The organism is Frigoribacterium sp. PvP054, assembly GCF_040547465.1.
GTDB lineage: Bacteria > Actinomycetota > Actinomycetes > Actinomycetales > Microbacteriaceae > Frigoribacterium.
In genome coordinates this window covers 80,419-97,272 of record NZ_JBEPPU010000004.1, presented here as the reverse complement: position 1 = coordinate 97,272, position 16,854 = coordinate 80,419, and the positions used below count along the sequence as shown (strand labels likewise).

General features: G+C 72.3%; 17 protein-coding genes. 11 read left to right on the top strand and 6 right to left on the bottom strand.

All coding sequences use genetic code 11. The features are described from left to right. Nucleotides 1-16 precede the first annotated feature (16 nt). The 3 genes from glgA to ABID81_RS07495 all read left to right on the top strand — a co-directional run bounded on the left by glgA (nt 17) and on the right by ABID81_RS07495 (nt 2,364). Nucleotides 17-1,201 carry a glycogen synthase gene (glgA, locus tag ABID81_RS07505; RefSeq protein ID WP_354594185.1) on the top strand — a complete coding sequence of 395 codons (1,185 nt, stop codon included), beginning with the start codon at nt 17-19 and terminating at the stop codon, nt 1,199-1,201. Between the two features lie 10 nt (nt 1,202-1,211). After that, on the top strand, nt 1,212-1,997 hold the full coding sequence (locus ABID81_RS07500; RefSeq protein WP_354594184.1) for an ABC transporter ATP-binding protein: 786 nt from the start codon (nt 1,212-1,214) through the stop codon (nt 1,995-1,997). A gap of 118 nt (nt 1,998-2,115) precedes the next feature. Then, nucleotides 2,116-2,364 carry a type B 50S ribosomal protein L31 gene (locus ABID81_RS07495; protein ID WP_043594989.1) on the top strand — a complete coding sequence of 83 codons (249 nt, stop codon included), beginning with the start codon at nt 2,116-2,118 and terminating at the stop codon, nt 2,362-2,364. A 91-nt stretch (nt 2,365-2,455) separates the two neighbouring features. Here ABID81_RS07495 and ABID81_RS07490 read toward each other — a convergent pair whose 3' ends face one another. Together ABID81_RS07490 and treS are read right to left on the bottom strand one after the other, a co-directional pair. After that, nucleotides 2,456-3,178 (bottom strand): 3'-5' exonuclease, encoded by a 723-nt coding sequence (locus ABID81_RS07490; protein WP_354594331.1) that lies wholly within the window; start codon nt 3,176-3,178, stop codon nt 2,456-2,458. 54 nt (nt 3,179-3,232) lie between these two features. Continuing rightward, the gene (gene treS / locus ABID81_RS07485; RefSeq protein WP_354594183.1) at nt 3,233-4,972 is read right to left on the bottom strand and encodes a maltose alpha-D-glucosyltransferase; all 1,740 of its coding nucleotides are present in this window, start codon (nt 4,970-4,972) and stop codon (nt 3,233-3,235) included. A gap of 70 nt (nt 4,973-5,042) precedes the next feature. Between treS and ABID81_RS07480 the strand changes: the two genes are divergently transcribed. Together ABID81_RS07480 and ABID81_RS07475 are read left to right on the top strand one after the other, a co-directional pair. Next, entirely contained in the window at nt 5,043-5,948 is a 906-nt protein-coding gene (locus tag ABID81_RS07480) for an alpha/beta fold hydrolase (protein WP_354594182.1), read from the top strand. Then, the gene (locus ABID81_RS07475) at nt 5,945-7,033 is read left to right on the top strand and encodes a glycosyltransferase family 4 protein (RefSeq protein ID WP_354594181.1); all 1,089 of its coding nucleotides are present in this window, start codon (nt 5,945-5,947) and stop codon (nt 7,031-7,033) included. The genes ABID81_RS07480 and ABID81_RS07475 overlap by 4 nt, the downstream gene beginning before the upstream one ends. 58 nt (nt 7,034-7,091) lie before the next feature. Here the strand turns inward: ABID81_RS07475 and ABID81_RS07470 are convergent, their stop codons facing one another. Both ABID81_RS07470 and ABID81_RS07465 read right to left on the bottom strand, forming a co-directional pair. Continuing rightward, nucleotides 7,092-7,739 (bottom strand): histidine phosphatase family protein, encoded by a 648-nt coding sequence (locus ABID81_RS07470; RefSeq protein WP_354594180.1) that lies wholly within the window; start codon nt 7,737-7,739, stop codon nt 7,092-7,094. Nucleotides 7,740-7,767: 28 nt separating this feature from the next. Next, nucleotides 7,768-8,610, bottom strand: coding sequence for an NAD-dependent protein deacetylase (locus tag ABID81_RS07465; RefSeq protein ID WP_354594179.1), 843 nt, complete (start codon nt 8,608-8,610; stop codon nt 7,768-7,770). Nucleotides 8,611-8,713: 103 nt separating this feature from the next. On the opposite strand from ABID81_RS07465, the gene ABID81_RS07460 reads away from it, so the two are divergent. Continuing rightward, on the top strand, nt 8,714-9,538 hold the full coding sequence (locus ABID81_RS07460) for a TrmH family RNA methyltransferase (protein ID WP_354594178.1): 825 nt from the start codon (nt 8,714-8,716) through the stop codon (nt 9,536-9,538). A gap of 47 nt (nt 9,539-9,585) precedes the next feature. Continuing rightward, nucleotides 9,586-10,764, top strand: a complete 1,179-nt coding sequence (locus ABID81_RS07455) for a D-alanyl-D-alanine carboxypeptidase family protein (RefSeq protein WP_354594177.1) — start codon at nt 9,586-9,588, stop codon at nt 10,762-10,764. 27 nt (nt 10,765-10,791) lie between these two features. On the opposite strand, the gene ABID81_RS07450 is transcribed toward ABID81_RS07455, so the two are convergent. Then, nucleotides 10,792-11,580: an SGNH/GDSL hydrolase family protein gene (locus ABID81_RS07450; protein ID WP_354594176.1), complete on the bottom strand. Its 789-nt coding sequence runs from the start codon at nt 11,578-11,580 to the stop codon at nt 10,792-10,794. A gap of 22 nt (nt 11,581-11,602) precedes the next feature. Between ABID81_RS07450 and ABID81_RS07445 the strand changes: the two genes are divergently transcribed. The 4 genes from ABID81_RS07445 (at nt 11,603) to ABID81_RS07430 (ending at nt 16,330) form a co-directional block, all read left to right on the top strand. Then, complete coding sequence (locus tag ABID81_RS07445) at nt 11,603-12,805, top strand: acyl-CoA dehydrogenase family protein (RefSeq protein WP_354594175.1); 1,203 nt, start codon at nt 11,603-11,605, stop codon at nt 12,803-12,805. Nucleotides 12,806-12,905: 100 nt separating this feature from the next. Continuing rightward, nucleotides 12,906-14,189 (top strand): DNA polymerase IV, encoded by a 1,284-nt coding sequence (locus ABID81_RS07440; RefSeq protein ID WP_354594174.1) that lies wholly within the window; start codon nt 12,906-12,908, stop codon nt 14,187-14,189. A gap of 86 nt (nt 14,190-14,275) precedes the next feature. Continuing rightward, on the top strand, nt 14,276-16,057 hold the full coding sequence (locus ABID81_RS07435) for a DEAD/DEAH box helicase (RefSeq protein WP_354594330.1): 1,782 nt from the start codon (nt 14,276-14,278) through the stop codon (nt 16,055-16,057). A gap of 18 nt (nt 16,058-16,075) precedes the next feature. Next, nucleotides 16,076-16,330 (top strand): hypothetical protein, encoded by a 255-nt coding sequence (locus ABID81_RS07430; protein ID WP_354594173.1) that lies wholly within the window; start codon nt 16,076-16,078, stop codon nt 16,328-16,330. Here the strand turns inward: ABID81_RS07430 and ABID81_RS07425 are convergent. After that, the gene (locus ABID81_RS07425; protein WP_354594172.1) at nt 16,279-16,836 is read right to left on the bottom strand and encodes a hypothetical protein; all 558 of its coding nucleotides are present in this window, start codon (nt 16,834-16,836) and stop codon (nt 16,279-16,281) included. The genes ABID81_RS07430 and ABID81_RS07425 overlap by 52 nt on opposite strands. Between the last annotated feature and the right edge of the window lie 18 nt (nt 16,837-16,854).

Sequence of the window (16,854 nt, the reverse complement as noted above, 5' to 3'; positions counted from 1 at the left end):
GACTACGGTGAACGACGTGCGAGTCGATGTCATCACCAAGGAATACCCGCCCAACGTCTACGGGGGCGCGGGCGTCCACGTCGTCGAGTTGGTCAAGGCCCTCCGCCGCGGCGTCGAGGTGCAGGTGCGGGCCTTCGGCGAGGTCGACCCCGAGCCCGACACGACCGGGTACCCCGACCTGCCCCAGCTCGACCAGGCGAACGCGACCCTGCGGACGCTCGGCGTCGACGTCACGATGGCCCAGGACGTCGCCGGTGCCGACGTCGTCCACAGCCACACCTGGTACGCCAACGCGGCGGGCCAGCTCGCCCAGATGCTGCACGGCGTGCCGCACGTGCTCACGGCGCACAGCCTCGAGCCCCTCCGCCCCTGGAAGGCCGAACAGCTCGGCGGCGGGTACCGCGTCTCGAGCTGGATCGAACGACAGGCCTACGAGACGGCCGACCGCGTCATCGCGGTGAGCGACGGCATGCGCCGGGACATCTTGCGCTCGTACCCGTCGATCGACGAGTCGAAGGTCGAGGTCGTCTACAACGGCATCGACCTCGACGGCTGGCAGCGCGTCGAGGACGCCGAGCTGGTGCGGGGCCTGGGCATCGACCCCGACCGACCCTCGGTCGTCTTCGTCGGCCGGATCACCCGCCAGAAGGGCCTGCCGTACCTCTTGCGCGCGGCCAAGCTGTTGCCCGCCGACGTGCAGCTCGTGCTCTGCGCCGGTGCCCCCGACACCCCCGAGATCATGGCCGAGGTCACCGGCCTCGTCCGCGAACTGCAAGAAGAGCGCACCGGCGTGGTCTGGATCGACACCGTGCTGCCGCGCCACCAGCTCAGCGCCGTGCTGAGCCAGGCGACCACGTTCGTCTGCCCCTCGGTCTACGAGCCCCTCGGCATCGTCAACCTCGAAGCCATGGCGTGCGGCGTGCCGGTCGTGGGCTCCGACACCGGCGGCATCCCCGAGGTCGTGGCCGACGGCCTGACGGGCCGCATCGTGCCGCTCGAACAGGTGCAGGACGGCACGGGCACCCCGGTCGACCCCGAACGCTTCGTCGCCGACCTCGCGGCCACGCTGACCGAGGTCGTCTCCGACCCCGCCCTCGCCCGCCTCATGGGTCGGGCCGGCCGCATGCGCGCCGAGGAGGAGTTCTCGTGGGGGCGGATCGCCGAGCAGACCCTGCGGATCTACCAGGGTCTGCTCAACTAGGCTGAGCGGCATGCCTACCGTCCTGCAGCTCACCGATGTCTCGATCGTCCGAGGCGGCACCCCCGTCGTCGACAAGCTGACCTGGACGGTCGACTCGGACGAGCGCTGGGTCGTCCTCGGCCCGAACGGCGCCGGCAAGACGAGCCTGCTCCAGGTGGCCGCGGCTCAGAGCCACCCGTCCAGCGGGCAGGCGAGCATCCTCGGCAGCGACCTGGGCTCCGTCGACCTCTTCGAGCTGCGCACCCGCATCGGGTTCGCCTCGACCGCGATCGCCCGACGCATCCCCGCGAAGGAGAAGGTCGTCGACGTCGTGCTCACCGCCGCGTACTCGGTCACCGGGCGCTGGAACGAAGAGTACGAGGGCGTCGACGTGCGCCGCGCCCACCGCGTCCTCGAGGAGTGGCAGCTCGACCACCTGTCCGACCGCGCCTTCGGCGAACTCAGCGACGGCGAGCAGAAGCGCGTGCAGATCGCCCGGTCGGTGATGACCGACCCCGAGCTGCTGCTGCTCGACGAGCCCGCGGCCAGCCTCGACCTCGGCGCCCGCGAAGAACTGCTCCGCATGCTCTCGGGCTACGCCTCGTCCGAGGGGGCGCCGGCCATCGTCATGGTCACCCACCACGTCGAGGAGATCCCCCGGGGCTTCACGCACGCCCTGCTGCTCGACCACGGCTCGGTCGTCGCCGCCGGACCGCTCGACGAGGTCGTCACCGCCGAGACGCTCGGCGCCACGTTCGGCCTCGAGTTGCGCGTCGAGTCCGACGGTGGCCGGTACTCGGCCCGCGCGGCGGACTGACCCGCGCCTCCCACGATCCCGGCCCTCGGTCTGGTATCGTGGACAGCTGGCCCGCAGTCATGCTGCGCGTGCCTCCTGAACTCACCACCACCACTCGTTCGCTAGACCTAGGACAATCATGAAGACCGACATCCACCCCGAGTACAAGCAGATCGTCTTCCGGGACCTCGCGTCGGGCGCCACGTTCCTCACGCGCTCCACGACGACCAGCGACAAGACCATCGAGCTCGACGGTGAGACCTACCCGGTCATCGACGTCGAGATCTCGTCCGAGTCGCACCCGTTCTACACGGGCAAGCAGCGCATCCTCGACTCGGCCGGCCGCGTCGAGAAGTTCAACTCGCGCTACAAGAACTTCGGCAAGTAGGCTCCGGCCCACACGCCAGAACGGGGCGGTCCACTTCGGTGGACCGCCCCGTTCGTGCATCTGGGCCCCGGGCGCACGACGAGCAGGAGCCTCAGGAGAACGGCAGCGGTCGATGCGGCCAGTCGCCGTGGGCCGTGAAGGTCGGGTCCTTGGCGCGACGCATGTACTGCTGGAAGCTCTCGGCCTGGGTCGAGCACCAGCCCACCTGGAGGTCGTGCAGCTCGGTCACCGGCACGTCGAGCCGGTCGGGGTACCGCCTGGCCATGGCCTGGGCCACCCGCCCCGCGGCGACGGCGTCGGCCCCTGCGTCGTGGGCGTCGTCGAGGGAGACGCCGTAGACCGCGGCCGCCGCCTCGAGCGTCCGCTTGCCCTTGCGGTAGGTGTCGACCGCCTTGTCGATGACGAGCGGGTCGACGACGCAACCGATGTCGCCCACCTCGCCCAGCGGCTCGACGCCGTGGCGCCGGGCCTCGCGGTCGAGCAGGGTGAGGTCGTAGGGGGCGTTGTACACGACGAGCGGCACGCCCCGCGCGAAGACGGCCCGGATGGCCGCCACGATCTCGGCGACCACCTCGGCCGCCGGGCGCCCCTCGGCGCGGGCCCGTTCGGTCGAGATGCCGTGGACGGCACTCGCCTGCTCGGGGATCTCGACCCCCGGGTCGGCGAGCCATTCACCGTGCGCGACGGTCGCCCCCGTGGCGTCGATCAAGCCCACGTGCGCCGTGACGATGCGGGCCGTCTCGACGTCGATGCCCGTGGTCTCGAGGTCGAAGACGCCGAGGGCCTGCCACCACGAGGCCGGCGGCTCGCCCACGGCCGCGAGGTCGGGAGCGGTGCCGGTCGTCTCGGTGTCAGTCACGCCACGAGTTTAGGAGGCGCCACCGACAGCGGGCGTCCCGGCGACGGGCACGTCGCCGACGTGCAGCCAGAAGAACGCCTGCGTGCCGAGCGTGAGCGTGACCTTGCCCTCGTCGTCGAACGACGGGAACTGCGCCCCGCCGAACAGGTCGAACAAGGTGCGCCCGGCGAACTGCGGGGCGACGATGTCGACCGACGTCGGGTTGTGACCGAACGAGAAGACGCAGAGGATGTCCTCGGCCGAGTCGCCGAACTGCGTGCCGGCCCCCTCGTACGAGCGGACGAACGACAGCACCGACTCCTGGTTCGTCCCGAGCACCTCGAGGGTGCCGAGGCCGAAGGTCGGGTGGGCCTTGCGCACGTGGATGACGTTGCGGACCCAGTGCAGCAGCGACCGCGACTGGGCCAGCTGGCTCTCGACGTTCACCAGGTTGTAGTTGTAGACGAGCGACTGGACGACCGGCAGGAACAACTTGCCCGGGTCGGCCGTCGAGAAGCCGGCGTTGCGGTCGGGGGTCCACTGCATCGGCGTGCGCGACGAGTCGCGGTCGGGCAGCCAGATGTTGTCGCCCATGCCGATCTCGTCGCCGTAGTAGAGGAAGGGGCTGCCGGGCAGGGAGAACAGCAGCGCGTGCACGAGCTCGAGTTCGGCCCGCGAGTTGTCGAGCAACGGGGCGAGCCGGCGTCGGATGCCGATGTTGGACCGCATGCGCGGGTCGTAGGCGTACCAGCCGTACATGGCCTGCCGGTACTCTTCGCTGACCATCTCGAGGGTCAGCTCGTCGTGGTTGCGCAGGAAGACCGCCCAGGCCGCCCCCGGCGGGACCTCGGTGGTCTCGGAGAGGATGCGCTTCAGCTCGTCGGCGCTCTGCGCGCGCAGCGAGTAGAAGATGCGCGGCATGACCGGGAAGTCGAACGCCATGTGGCACTCGGGCTCGTCCTCGGTGCCGAAGAAGGCCGCGGTCTCGGCGGGCCACTGGTTGGCCTCGGCGATGAGCACCCGCCCGGGGAACTCCTCGTCGACCATGGCGCGCAGCCGCTTGATGAAGTCGTGGGTCGCCGGCTCGCCCTCGCCGTTGCCCTCTTCTGTCTCGAACAGGTAGGGGATCGCGTCGAGCCGGAGCCCGTCCACGCCCATCGCCAACCAGTGCCGCACGACGTCGAACACGGCCTCCTGGACGGCGGGGTTCTCGAAGTTGAGGTCGGGCTGGTGCGAGAAGAAGCGGTGGAAGAAGAACTGGCGACGCACCGGGTCGAACGTCCAGTTGCTCTCTTCGGTGTCGACGAAGATGACGCGGATGTTCGAGTACTCCTCGTCGGTGTCGCGCCACACGTAGAAGTCGCCGTACGGACCCTCGGGGTCTTCGCGACTCTGCTGGAACCACTCGTGCTGGTCGCTCGTGTGGTTCAGCACCATGTCGATGACGATGCGCATGTTGCGCTCGTGCGACTTGGTGACCAGGTCGCGGAACTCGTCGAGGGTTCCGAACTCGGGCAGGATCGCCTTGTAGTCCTGGATGTCGTAACCGCCGTCGCGCAGGGGCGACTGGAAGAACGGCGGCAGCCAGAGCGCGTCGACCCCGAGCCACTGCAGGTAGTCGAGCCGGGTGAGCAGCCCCTGCAGGTCACCTGCCCCGTCGCCGTTGCTGTCGACGAACGACCGCACCATCACCTCGTAGAACACGGCGCGGCGGTGCCAGTTGGGGTCGAGGGTCAGTCCGGGCTGCTGGATCGGGGCAGTGAAGCTCACGCGCCCACCCTACGGGCGGACGCCGTGGGGCGCGCACTCCGATCAGCGCGTCGCTCGTAGACTCGGGCGCGTGATCGTCCGACCCCCGCGCGTGAAGTCGCCGTACCGTGCCCGCCTCGACGCCCGCCCCGTGCGCGACGACGTCGTCGAGGTCGCCGGCAGCGTGACCCGGTACTGGACCTACGAAGCTCCGGAGGGGCAGGAGGCGCGGGTCACGATCGTCGCGGTCCACGGCTTCCGGGGCGACCACCACGGTCTCGAACCGGTCGTGGCACACCTCGAGCACGCGCGGGTGGTGATGCCCGACCTGCCGGGCTTCGGCGAGTCGACCCCGCTCGACGGGGAGCACAGCGTGGCGGCCTACGCACGCTGGCTCACCGCCTTCGTGGCGGCCCTCTCGCTCGGCGACGACGTCGTGGTGCTGGGGCACTCGTTCGGCTCGATCGTGACGTCGGCCGCGGTGGCGGACGGGCTCCGCGCCTCCCGGCTCGTCCTGGTCAACCCGATCGCCGCGCCGGCCCTGCAGGGGCCGCGCGGCGTGGTGACGCGCCTGGCCGTCTTCTACTACTGGGCCGGGGCCGCCCTGCCCGAGCGTGCCGGCCAGCAGGTCCTGCGGAACGCCGCCGTGACCCGGTTCACCAGCCTGGCCATGGTCAAGACGCACGACCGGTCGCTGCGCCGGTGGATCCACGACCAGCACGACAGCTACTTCTCTCGGTTCTCGGACCGCCGCGTCGTGCTCGACGCCTTTCGAGCCTCGGTGTCGAGCGACGTCAGCACGTACGCGGCCCGCGTGACGGTGCCGACCCTGCTGGTCGCCGCCGACCGGGACGACATCACGGCCCTGCCCGCCCAGCACCGGCTGCGGTCGGTCTTCCCCGACGCGACGCTCGCCGTGATCGAGGGGGTCGGCCACCTGATCCACTACGAGAAGCCGCGTCAGGCCGCCGCCGCGATCCAGGCGTTCGTCCGATGAAGATCGTCGTCGACTGCCGGTACGTGCGGGTCGGGCGCCACGACGGCATCAGCCGGTTCAGCGCCGGCGTCGTCTCGGCGCTGGCCGAGCGCCACGACGTGACGATGCTCGTCAGCGACACCCGTCAGCTCGACAAGCTGCCCGACCGGCCGCACCTGCTCGTCAGCTCGCCGACGAGCGTCCGTGAGCCGCTCGTGGCCCTCCAGGTGAACCGGCTGCGGCCCGACGTGGTCTGGTCGCCGATGCAGACGATGGGCTCGCTCGGGCGCCGCTACCCGCTCGTCCTCACCCTGCACGACCTGATCTACTACACGAACCGCACGCCCCCGCCCGAGTTCGCCCTGCCGATCCGGCTGCTGTGGCGGCTGTACCACCTGGCCTGGTGGCCGCAGCGGGTGCTGCTCGACCGGGCCGACGCCGTCGTGACCGTGAGCCGCACCACGCGCGACCAGATGCGCCGCCACCGGCTGACCCGGCGACCCGTCACCGTCGTGTACAACGCCGCCGACGCGGTCGACGACGCAGCGCCTCGCACGGCGCCCGAACGGCGCGACCTCGTCTACATGGGCTCGTTCATGCCGTACAAGAACGTGGCCACGCTGGCCAGGGCACTACCGTTGCTCGACGGTTACCGACTGCACCTGATGAGCCGGGTGTCCGAGGCCGAGCGCGCCTCCCTGGAGGCCGTCGCGCCCGCCGGCTCGCTGGTGTTCCACGACGGAGCGAGCGACGACGAGTACCGTGAGGCGCTGCTCGGCGCGACGGCCGTCGTGACGGCGTCGCGCGCAGAAGGGTTCGGCATCCCGCTCGTCGAGGGCATGGCGCTCGGGACGCCCGCGGTCGTCAGCGACATCCCGATCTTCCGCGAGATCGGAGGCACGGCGGCCCTCTACTTCGACCCGTCGTCGCCCGCGTCGGTCACCGCGGCGGTGCGTCGCCTCGAGGGCGAGTGGGAGGCGCGCTCGGCCGCGTCGATCGAGCAGGCCGCCCGGTTCAGCTGGCGTGGTTCGGCCGACGTGCTGCTGCGCATGCTGGCGGACGTCGCGGCGGCGGGCAGCCACCGGCGGCGGACGCGCGGACGGTAGCCGCACGGGCCGGCACCCGCCCGGTCGGCGCTCACGAGGGCGATCGCCGCCCCCGCGGTCACGCGGGGTCGGAACCCTCGCGCTCGAGGGCGTTCTGGTACTCGAAGTCGTAGGTGCCCGGGCGTTCGGACTCGACCTCGATCGGGTCGTCGAACTCGCGCAGCACGAGGGCGTCGCCCGCGAACTCGAACGAGTGGACCGACCCGTTGCGGATCGGCACGCCGAGGTGCGCGTCGGTGTCGGGCGAGACGTGGTTCACCACGGCGCGGATGACGGCGCCGTGCGTGGCGACCACCACGGAGGCGTCGGCGCCGTGCCGCGCGGCGATCGAGGCGAGCGCGGGCAGCACCCGGGCGACCAGGGCGCCACGGCTCTCGCGGCCGGGCACCGGCTTGCCGTGCGGGAACCTCGCCTCGACCTGCTCGCCGGTCAGGCCCTCGGCGTCGCCGTACCGCCGCTCGGCCACCTCGGGGACGAGCTCGGGTGCGGCCAGCCCCAGGCGGTCGGCGATGATCGAGCCGGTCTCGGCGGCCCGGGACAGCGGGCTGGCGACGACGGCGTCGAAGCGACGACGGGCGAGGAGGTCACCCGCCTCACGGGCCTGCGACCGACCCAGGTCGTTCAGGGGGATGTCGGTGGAGCCCTGGATGCGGCGCGCGCGGTTCCAGTCGGTCTCGCCGTGGCGGACCAGGTACAAGAGCGTCATCGTTCCTCCGGTGGGGCGGCCCCGGAGGTCACGCTCCCAGGTGCTCGGCCAGGGCAGCCAGGGTCTCCGACGTGCCGGCGTCCAGCTTAACGGTGGCGCGCGAGTCGCCCTTGGTCGCACCACGGTTCAGCACGACCACGGGCAGCTTGCGTCGCGTCGCCTGGTCGAGGAGGCGGATGCCGCTGTTGACCACCAGGGACGACCCGGCGACGAGCAGCGCCTCGGCCCCGACCACCATCGACCGCGCCTCGGCGAACCGTTCGGTGGGCACGAACTCGCCGAAGAAGACGACGTCGGGCTTGAGCAGCCCGCCGCAGACCGTGCAGGTCGGCACGACGAAGGCGTCGATGTCGTGGACTTCGACGTCGCCGTCGGGTGCGAGGCGCACCAGGTCGGGCTCGTCGATCCAGGGGTTCTCGGCGGCCAGGCGGGCCGCGACCATGTCGCGGGCGAACGCCTGCCCGCAGGTGAGGCACACCACCCGGTCGACCGTGCCGTGCAGGTCGACGACGCGACGCGACCCGGCGCGGACGTGCAGGTTGTCGACGTTCTGGGTGATCACGCCGTTCGTCACGCCCGCGGCCTCGAGCCGGGCCAGGGCCCGGTGCCCCTCGTTGGGCCCGGCGGCGCGGAAGGACTTCCAGCCGAGGTGGCTGCCGGCCCAGTAGCGCTTGCGGTAGGCCTCGCTCGACAAGAACTGCTGGAACGTCATGGGGTTGCGCGGGGGAGCCCCGGCGCCCCGGTAGTCGGGGATGCCCGAGTCGGTGCTGACCCCGGCACCGGTGAGCACGGCCACGCGGCGCCCGCGGAGGGCCTCGACCGCCGCCTCGAGGGCCTGCTCGTCGGTGGGTGCCGCGGGGGCGTTCGACACGGGTGGGGCTCCTTCGGGTGCGGTGACGCTAGCCTAAACGCGTCCCCCTCCGATTCGATTCCGACGGCCGTCCGCCCGTCGGGGCCGTCCCCCGTGGAGCACCGTGCACGTCACCCGCATCACCGACCTCGACCACGAGGCCCTGGCCGACTACACCCGGCTCACCGACGTCGCGCTCCGGCGCGTGTCCGAGCCGGAGGGCGGGCTCTACATCGCCGAGTCGACGAAGGTCATCGAGCGGGCGCTGCGGGCCGGCCACGTGCCCCGGTCGGTGCTGATGACCGACCGGTGGCTGCCCGACGTCGAGCCGCTGGTGGCCGACCACGACGGCGAGATCTTCGTCGGCGACGCCGCGTTGCTCGAGACGCTGACCGGCTACCACCTCCACCGCGGCGCCCTCGCCGCGATGCACCGGCCCGAGCTGCCGTCGGTCGCCTCCGTGCTGCAGGGCGCCCGCCGCGTCGTGGTGCTCGAGGACGTCGTCGACCACACGAACGTCGGGGCGATCTTCCGTGCCGTCGCGGGCCTCGGGGCCGACGCCGTGCTGATCACCCCGCGCTGCGCCGACCCGCTCTACCGCCGCAGCGTGCGCGTGAGCATGGGCACGGTCCTCCAGGTGCCGTGGACGCGACTGCCCGAGTGGCCGTCCGGGACCGCGCTGCTGCGCGAGGCGGGGTTCGAGGTCGCCGCCCTGGCGCTGAGCGACGACGCCGTGACCCTCGACGCCTACGCGGCCGCGCCTCCCGACCGCGTCGCCCTGCTGCTCGGCACCGAGGGGGACGGCCTCAGCCGGGCCGCCCTGCAGGCGGCCGACACGGTCGTCACCATCCCGATGCTGCACGGCGTGGACAGCCTCAACGTCGCGGCGGCCTCGGCGGTCGCCCTCTGGGCCCTGAGGGTGCCGACGGTCGGGGCGGCGGACTCGTGACCCGCGTCGGACCCCGGCGCCCGGGCACCGTCAGGAGGCGCGTGGGCGTGATCGCGCTGCTCGCCCTCGTCGTCGGGGTCGGCGGGTACGTCCCCCTGGCGCTGCTCAGCCCGCTGGCGCCGGCCGCGGCCGACGTGGCCGAGTACGCCGCTCCGGACGAGCAGAGCCCCGACCTGAGCTTCCCGGACTACGGTGCGACGGCGGTCGAGGCGGTCGGCTGGGACGACAGCCTGACGACGAGCGGCGACGAACGGCCCCGTCCGATCGCGAGCATCAGCAAGGTGGTCACCGCCCTCGTCGTGCTCGACGAGAAGCCGCTCGACGGGGGCGACGGACCGACCCTGACCTTCGGTGCGGCCGAGGCGGCGCTCGTCGACTCGTACCGGGCACAGAACGGCAAGGTCGCGCCGATGGCGGCCGGTCAGTCGCTCACCGAGCGTCAGGTGCTCGAGGTGATGCTGATCGAGTCGGCCAACAACTACGCCGAGGTGCTGGCCCGCTGGGCGTACGGCAGCGACCAGGCGTTCGTGGAGGCGGCGCGCGCCTGGCTGGCCGGACACGGACTCACCTCGACCACCCTCGTCGAGCCCACCGGGCTCTCGCCGCAGAACACGAGCACCTCGACCGACCTCGTGGCCCTCGGCCGCTTGGCCCTGGCCGACCCCGACGTGGCCCGCACGGTCGGCACCACGACGGCCACGGTGCCGGGCATCGGCGAGATCCGCAACAGCAACGAGGTGCTGGGCCTCGACGGCGTGGTCGGCATCAAGACCGGCACCCTCGACGAGGCGGGCGCCTGCCTGCTCTTCGCGGCGGACTACACCGTCGGCGACCGGCAGGTCACCGTGGTCGGCGCCATGCTCGGCGGGGTCGACCACGACTCGCTCGACCGTGACGTGCAGGCGCTGCTCGCCAGCGTCGCCGACCGGTTCCGGACGGTCACGCTGACCGACCGCGGGGACGTCTTCGCCGGTTACGAGCTGCCCTGGGGCAGCGGTGCCCACGCGGTCGCGGCCGAGGACGCCAGCGTGCTCGTCTGGGGCGACGAGACCGTCGTGGCCTCGGTCGAGACCGACGAGGTGGGCGCGGCCCCGGCGGGCACCCGGGTCGGTCAGGTGACCTTCACGGTCGACGACGAGCGACACGTCGTCCCGCTCGAACTCGACGCGACCATCGCCGAGCCGGGGGCCTGGTGGCGGCTGACGCACCCCGACGAGGTGTTCTGAGGACTGCCTCGGGGGGCCTCGGGTGGCTCAGGGCGCGTCGCGGTGGGGCACCGAGACGGCGTCGGGCCGCTTGGCCCGGACGAGGTCGCCCGACGACTGGTGCCGGATGCGGCGGACCACCCACGGCACCAGGTACTCGCGGGCCCACCCCATGTCGTCGGCCCGGGCCCGACGCCAGGGGCGCTGCTCGAGGGGCTCGGGTTCGTAGGGCTCGAGGTCGTTCTCGACGGCCAGCGCCTGCAGCACCATGCGGGCGATCGTGTGGTGGCCGAGCGGGCTGAAGTGCAACCGGTCGGGCGCCCACATGCGCGGGTCGACGAGCTGCCGCAGGGCCCACATGTCGGCCACGACGGCGTCGTGACGCAGGGCGATGGCGTGGACGTGCTCGTTGTAGACGGCGACCTTGCCCCGCAGGCGGCCGAGCACGGGCGTCAGGCCGATGTCGGGCCCGGTGAAGACCACCACGGTCGCGCCGTCCGAGCGGAGGCGCTCGACGAGGCCCTCGAAGCCCGCGGCGACCTCGTCCGGGTCGGTTCCGGGCCGGATGATGTCGTTGCCGCCGGCCGAGACCGTGACGAGGTCGGGCCGCAGGGCGAGCGCGGCCTCGGACTGCTCGTCGATGATCTGCTGCAGCAGGCGGCCGCGGACGGCGAGGTTGGCGTAGGCGAAGTCGTCGGTCGACGAACCGAGCACCTCGGCGACGCGGTCGGCCCAGCCCCGGTGGCCCCCGGGCGAGCGCTCCTCCGGATCGCCGATGCCCTCGGTGAACGAGTCGCCGATGGCGACGTAACGGGACCACGGGTGTTGCTGACTCATGCGACCAAACTACTCTCGACGCGTGCCCGCACCGAAGCCCGCCCCCGCGTCCGAGCCGAGCCGCGCCTCCTGGTCGCCGATCGACCTGCTGCCCGACGACCTGCTCGAGCGGTTCCGCGACCGGGCGGCGGGCCACGACCGCGAGAACACGTTCCCGCACGCCGATCTCGCCGAGTTGCGCGAGCGCGGTTACCTGCGGGCCTTCGTCCCGCGCGACCGCGGAGGCGCGGGTCTCGGACTCGAGCAGGTCGCGTCCCTGCAGTCCCGGCTCGCGACCGCGGCCCCGGCGACCGCCCTCGCGGTCAACATGCACCTGGTCTGGACCGGCTGCGCGGCCGTGCTGCACGCGCGCGGCGACGACTCCCTCGACCTGGTGCTCGAGGACGCCGCCCACGACGAGGTGTTCGCCTTCGGGGTCAGCGAGCCCGGCAACGACCTCGTGCTGTTCGACTCGGTGACCTCCGCCGTGCCCACGGGTGACGGCGGGTACCGGTTCACGGGCACCAAGACGTCCACGTCCCTCTCGCCGGCCTGGACGCGCCTCGGCGTGTTCGGCCGCGACGACTCCGACCCCGCCGCGCCGGCGCTCGTCCACGGCTTCGTCCACCGCGACCAGCCCGGGCACGACTCGCTCGGCGACTGGGACACGATCGGCATGCGGGCCACCCAGAGCCACACCACTCGGTTGAGCGGCGTCGAGGTGCCCGCCGGGCGCATCGTCCGCCGCCTGCCCGTCGGACCGAGCGCCGACCCCCTCGTGTTCGCCGTCTTCGCGGTGTTCGAGACGACGATCGCCGCCGTGTACCGGGGGATCGCGCGCCGGGCGCTCGACCTCGCGGTCGAATCGGCACGGACCACGACCTCACGACGCGCCGGGGGAGCCGCCCGGGCGCTCGACCCGGTCGTCCGGTGGCGCGTCGCCGACGCGGGACTGGCCGTCGACGGACTCGAGCCCCAGGTCGACCGCATCGCCCGCGACGTCGACGACCTGGTCGACCACGGCGGCGACTGGCCGCGGCTCGTGGTCGGGTTGAAGACCCGCGCCACCGAGACGGCCAGGGCCGTCGTCGAGCAGGCCGTGACCGTGGCCGGGGGCGGGTCGTACCGGTCGTCGTCCGAGCTCGGCCGCCTGCAACGGGACGTCCTCGCCGGGCGGTTCCACCCCTCGAGCACCGACTCGGCGCACGCGACGATCGCGACCGCGCTCCTGGGACCGGCGTCCTGAGGTCCGACAGGGACGGGTCGACGCGGTCGACACCGGACGGCGGGGCCCGTCCGACGCCGACGCCGGCACCGATGTCGGCGGCCCGTGTGAGGATGCTCCGGTGAGCAAACAAGACGGCAGCGGGCGACTCGTCACCACGGTGCCGACCGACGACGCGACCGCGCCGATCTTCCACGTCGACATGGACGCCTTCTTCGCCTCCGTCGAACTGCTCGACCACCCCGAGCTGCGCGGACGCCCCGTGGTCATCGGGCACCGTTCCGACCGGTCCGTCGTCACGGCCGCGACGTACGAGGCCCGGAAGTACGGCGTCAACTCGGCCATGCCGATGGCGATCGCCCTGAGGCGCTGCCCGCAGGCCGTCGTGCTCGAACCGCACTTCGAGAAGTACCAGCACTGGTCCTCGCGCGTCATGTCGATGTTCGACGACGTCACGCCCCTGGTCGAACGCCTCGGCATCGACGAGGCGTTCCTCGACGTCAGCGGCTCGATCCGCCTGATGGGGTCGCCGTACGAGATCGCCACCGCCCTGCGACGTCGGGTGCACGCCGAGACCGGCCTGCACTGCAGCATCGGCGCGGCGTCGACCAAGTTCGTCGCCAAGCTGGCGTCGAGCGTCGCGAAGCCCGACGGGCTGTTGCTCGTCCCGCACCGCCACACGCTCGCGTTCTTGCACCCCCGACCCATCAGCGCCCTCTGGGGCGTGGGCGGCAAGACCGAGCAGGTCCTGCTCGACCGGGGCCTGCGGACGGTCGGCGACGTCGCCTCGGCGCCGCTCGACATGCTCGTCCACGCCGTCGGTCCGGCGGCCGGGGCCAAGCTCCACGACCTGGCCTGGGGTCGCGACCCCCGCAGCGTGCACACCGACTCGGTCGAGAAGAGCGTCGGCAACGAGAACACCTTCGCCAGCGACGTCGTCGACCCCGACGTGGTCCGGCGCGAACTGCTGCGGCTGAGCGACAAGGTCGCCGTGCGACTGCGCGCCGCCGGCGTCAGCGGTCGCACGGTCGTGCTCAAGCTGCGCACCACCGACTTCGTCACCATCACGCGGTCCCGCACGCTGGCCGACCCCACCGACCTCGGTCGCCGCATCTACGACGAGGTGCGATCGCTCTACGAGGCCACGGGCAAGCAGCACGAGCGCATCAGGCTCGTCGGCGTCCGGGTCGAGCAGCTCAGCGAGGGGGCCGGCGGCGACTCGCTCGGACTCTGGGACGACGACGCCGACTGGCGCGAGGCCGAGTCGACCATGGACGCCCTCCGTGCGCGGTTCGGCTCGTCGATGCTGACGCCCGCCTCACTGCTCGGTGCCTCTCGTCGTCGACCCGGGGCCGCCGCGGGCAGCCCCGCCGAGGCGTCCGGCGACGGCGCCGGTCGAGGGTAAACTCGGTTCGAGTGAGCACCGCCAACGCATCCGACCCCACCGGGGGTGACCAGCACCTCGAGGGCGTCTCGACCGACCCGCTCGACGTGGGCGTCTCCGCCGGCAACTCGGCCGCCGAGCACCTCTCGCCCGCGTTCCCCGAACGTGCCGCCTGGGGCACCGCGAGCAAGCTGCGGGCCTGGCAGGCCGAGGCCCTCGAGCTGTACTTCTCGACCTCGCCGAAGGACTTCCTCGCGGCGGCCACCCCCGGCGCCGGCAAGACCACCTTCGCCCTGCGTCTCGCCACCGAGCTGCTGTCGCGGGGCGAGATCGACCGGGTCGTCGTCGTCGCGCCCACCGAACACCTCAAACGTCAGTGGGCGGACGCCGCCGATCGCGTCAACCTGCGACTCGACCCGATGTTCAAGAACGCCGACGGCACCTTCGGTCGGCACTACCACGGCATCGCGGTCACGTACGCCCAGGTCGGCATGAAGCCCGAGGTCCACAAGGCCATCACGACGGCCGGACGCACGCTGGTCATCCTCGACGAGGTCCACCACGGTGGCGACGCCCTCAGCTGGGGCGACGGCATCCGTGAGGCCTACACCGGCGCCACGCGACGACTGTCGCTGACGGGCACGCCCTTCCGGTCCGACACCGCCCCCATCCCGTTCGTCCAGTACGCCCCCGACGAGCACGGCATCCGCACCTCGCAGGCGGACTACGCCTACGGCTACGGCCGGGCCCTGGCCGACGGGGTCGTGCGGCCGGTGCTCTTCATGGCCTACGCCGGGCAGATGCGCTGGCGGACCCGCATGGGCGACGAGATGAGCGCGTCCCTCGGCGAGGCGGTCACGAAAGACATCACGGCGCAGGCCTGGCGGACCGCCCTCGCCCCCCAGGGCGACTGGATACCCGCCGTCCTGTCGGCGGCCGACAAGCGCCTCACCGAGGTGCGGCGGGGCGTCCCCGACGCCGGCGGCCTCGTCATCGCCACCGACCACACCGCCGCACGCCAGTACGCGGCCGTCCTCCAGAAGATCACGGGCGAGCGACCGACCGTCGTCCTCAGCGACGAGAAGGCGGCGTCCGACCGCATCCAGGCGTTCTCCGACGGCGACAGCCGGTGGATGGTCGCGGTGCGCATGGTGTCCGAAGGGGTCGACGTGCCACGCCTGGCCGTCGGCGTGTACGCCACGTCCGCGTCGACGCCGCTCTTCTTCGCCCAAGTCGTGGGGCGGTTCGTCCGGGCCCGCCGTCGTGGTGAGACGGCCTCGATCTTCCTGCCGAGCGTGCCCTCGTTGATGGCGTTGGCCAACCAACTCGAGTTGCAGCGCGACCACGCCCTCGACCGGCCCACCGACGCCGACGACGGTCTCTTCGCCCCCGAAGAGGACATGATGGCCGCCGCCAACCGCGAGGAGAAGGCCTCGAGCCTCCTCGAGCAGCAGCCCTTCGAGGCGCTCGACTCCCAGGCGTCGTTCGACCGGGTGCTCTATGACGGCGGCGAGTTCGGCACCGGCGGTGAGATCGGCAGCCTCGAAGAACTCGACTTCATCGGCATCCCGGGGCTGCTCGAGCCCGACCAGGTCCGCGACCTGCTGCGCCAACGCCAGGCCACGCAGGCTCGCCGCGCCCCGAAGACGGGCCTGCCCACGACCGCGCCCCGCGACGAGACCCGCCCGCTGTACCAGACGATCAAGGAGCAGCGTCAAGAGCTCAGCCGCCTGGTCTCGATCTGGTCACGCCACTCGAACGAGCCGCACGGACTCATCCACGCCGAGCTGCGACGCGTGAGCGGTGGCCCGTCGGTCGCGCAGGCCAGCACCGAGCAGATCCAGAAGCGCATCGACGTCTTGCGGGGACGTCTCGGCCAGCGCGCCTGACGCGCGTACGATCGACCGATGCTCGATGAGACCACCCCCGACCGGTGGACCGTGCGCACCGACGCCGAGGGCGCACCCGAGGCCGTGATCGAACGGTTCGGCGGCGGTTATCGTCTGAGCCGCTGGTCTCCGACGGACGCCGAACCGGCCCGACTCGGCGTCTACACGTCCCTCGACCTCGCCGAGACCGCCTGGTGGCGGCTGGTCGACCGCGAACGCGGTCAGGGCAGGCGCACGATGTCGGCCAGGCGGACGGGGCTCGAGGACGCCTGACGTCGGTCGTCGGGCCGGGACCGGCCCGAGGTCGGATCGAGCACCGTGACGCCGGCGTCGCCGCACAGCAGCACGGGCCGGACCTCGAAGGCGTGGTGCCGCCCGAGGCCGGCCAGGGCGTCACCCCAGTGGTGGTCGGACGGCGACGAGACCCCGGGCCCCGGCCGTTCGAGGACGAACGCGACCGAGGCCGCCCCGAACTCGGCGGCCACCGCGGCGAGGGCGTCGCCGTAGTGCTCGAGGGCCGCGGGGTCGGGTGCGTCGGGCACGCCCTCGAGCGGCACCATGAGCGGCAGCGCCACGTCGTCCGCGTCGAAGAACAGCGTCCAGAGCTGCCGACGGACCGCCGTGGGGACGATGGCCGCGACGTGCCGGACCAGGTCGTCGACGTCGTGCACGGGTCGGTGGGGATCGGAGGCCGCGGGTCGGTCATCGCCGTCGGACGACCCCGGTGGGTCGGCTGGTGCATGGAAGAGGGGGACGTCGAGGACGGGAGCGGATGTCATGGCTCGAGCCTCGCGGAC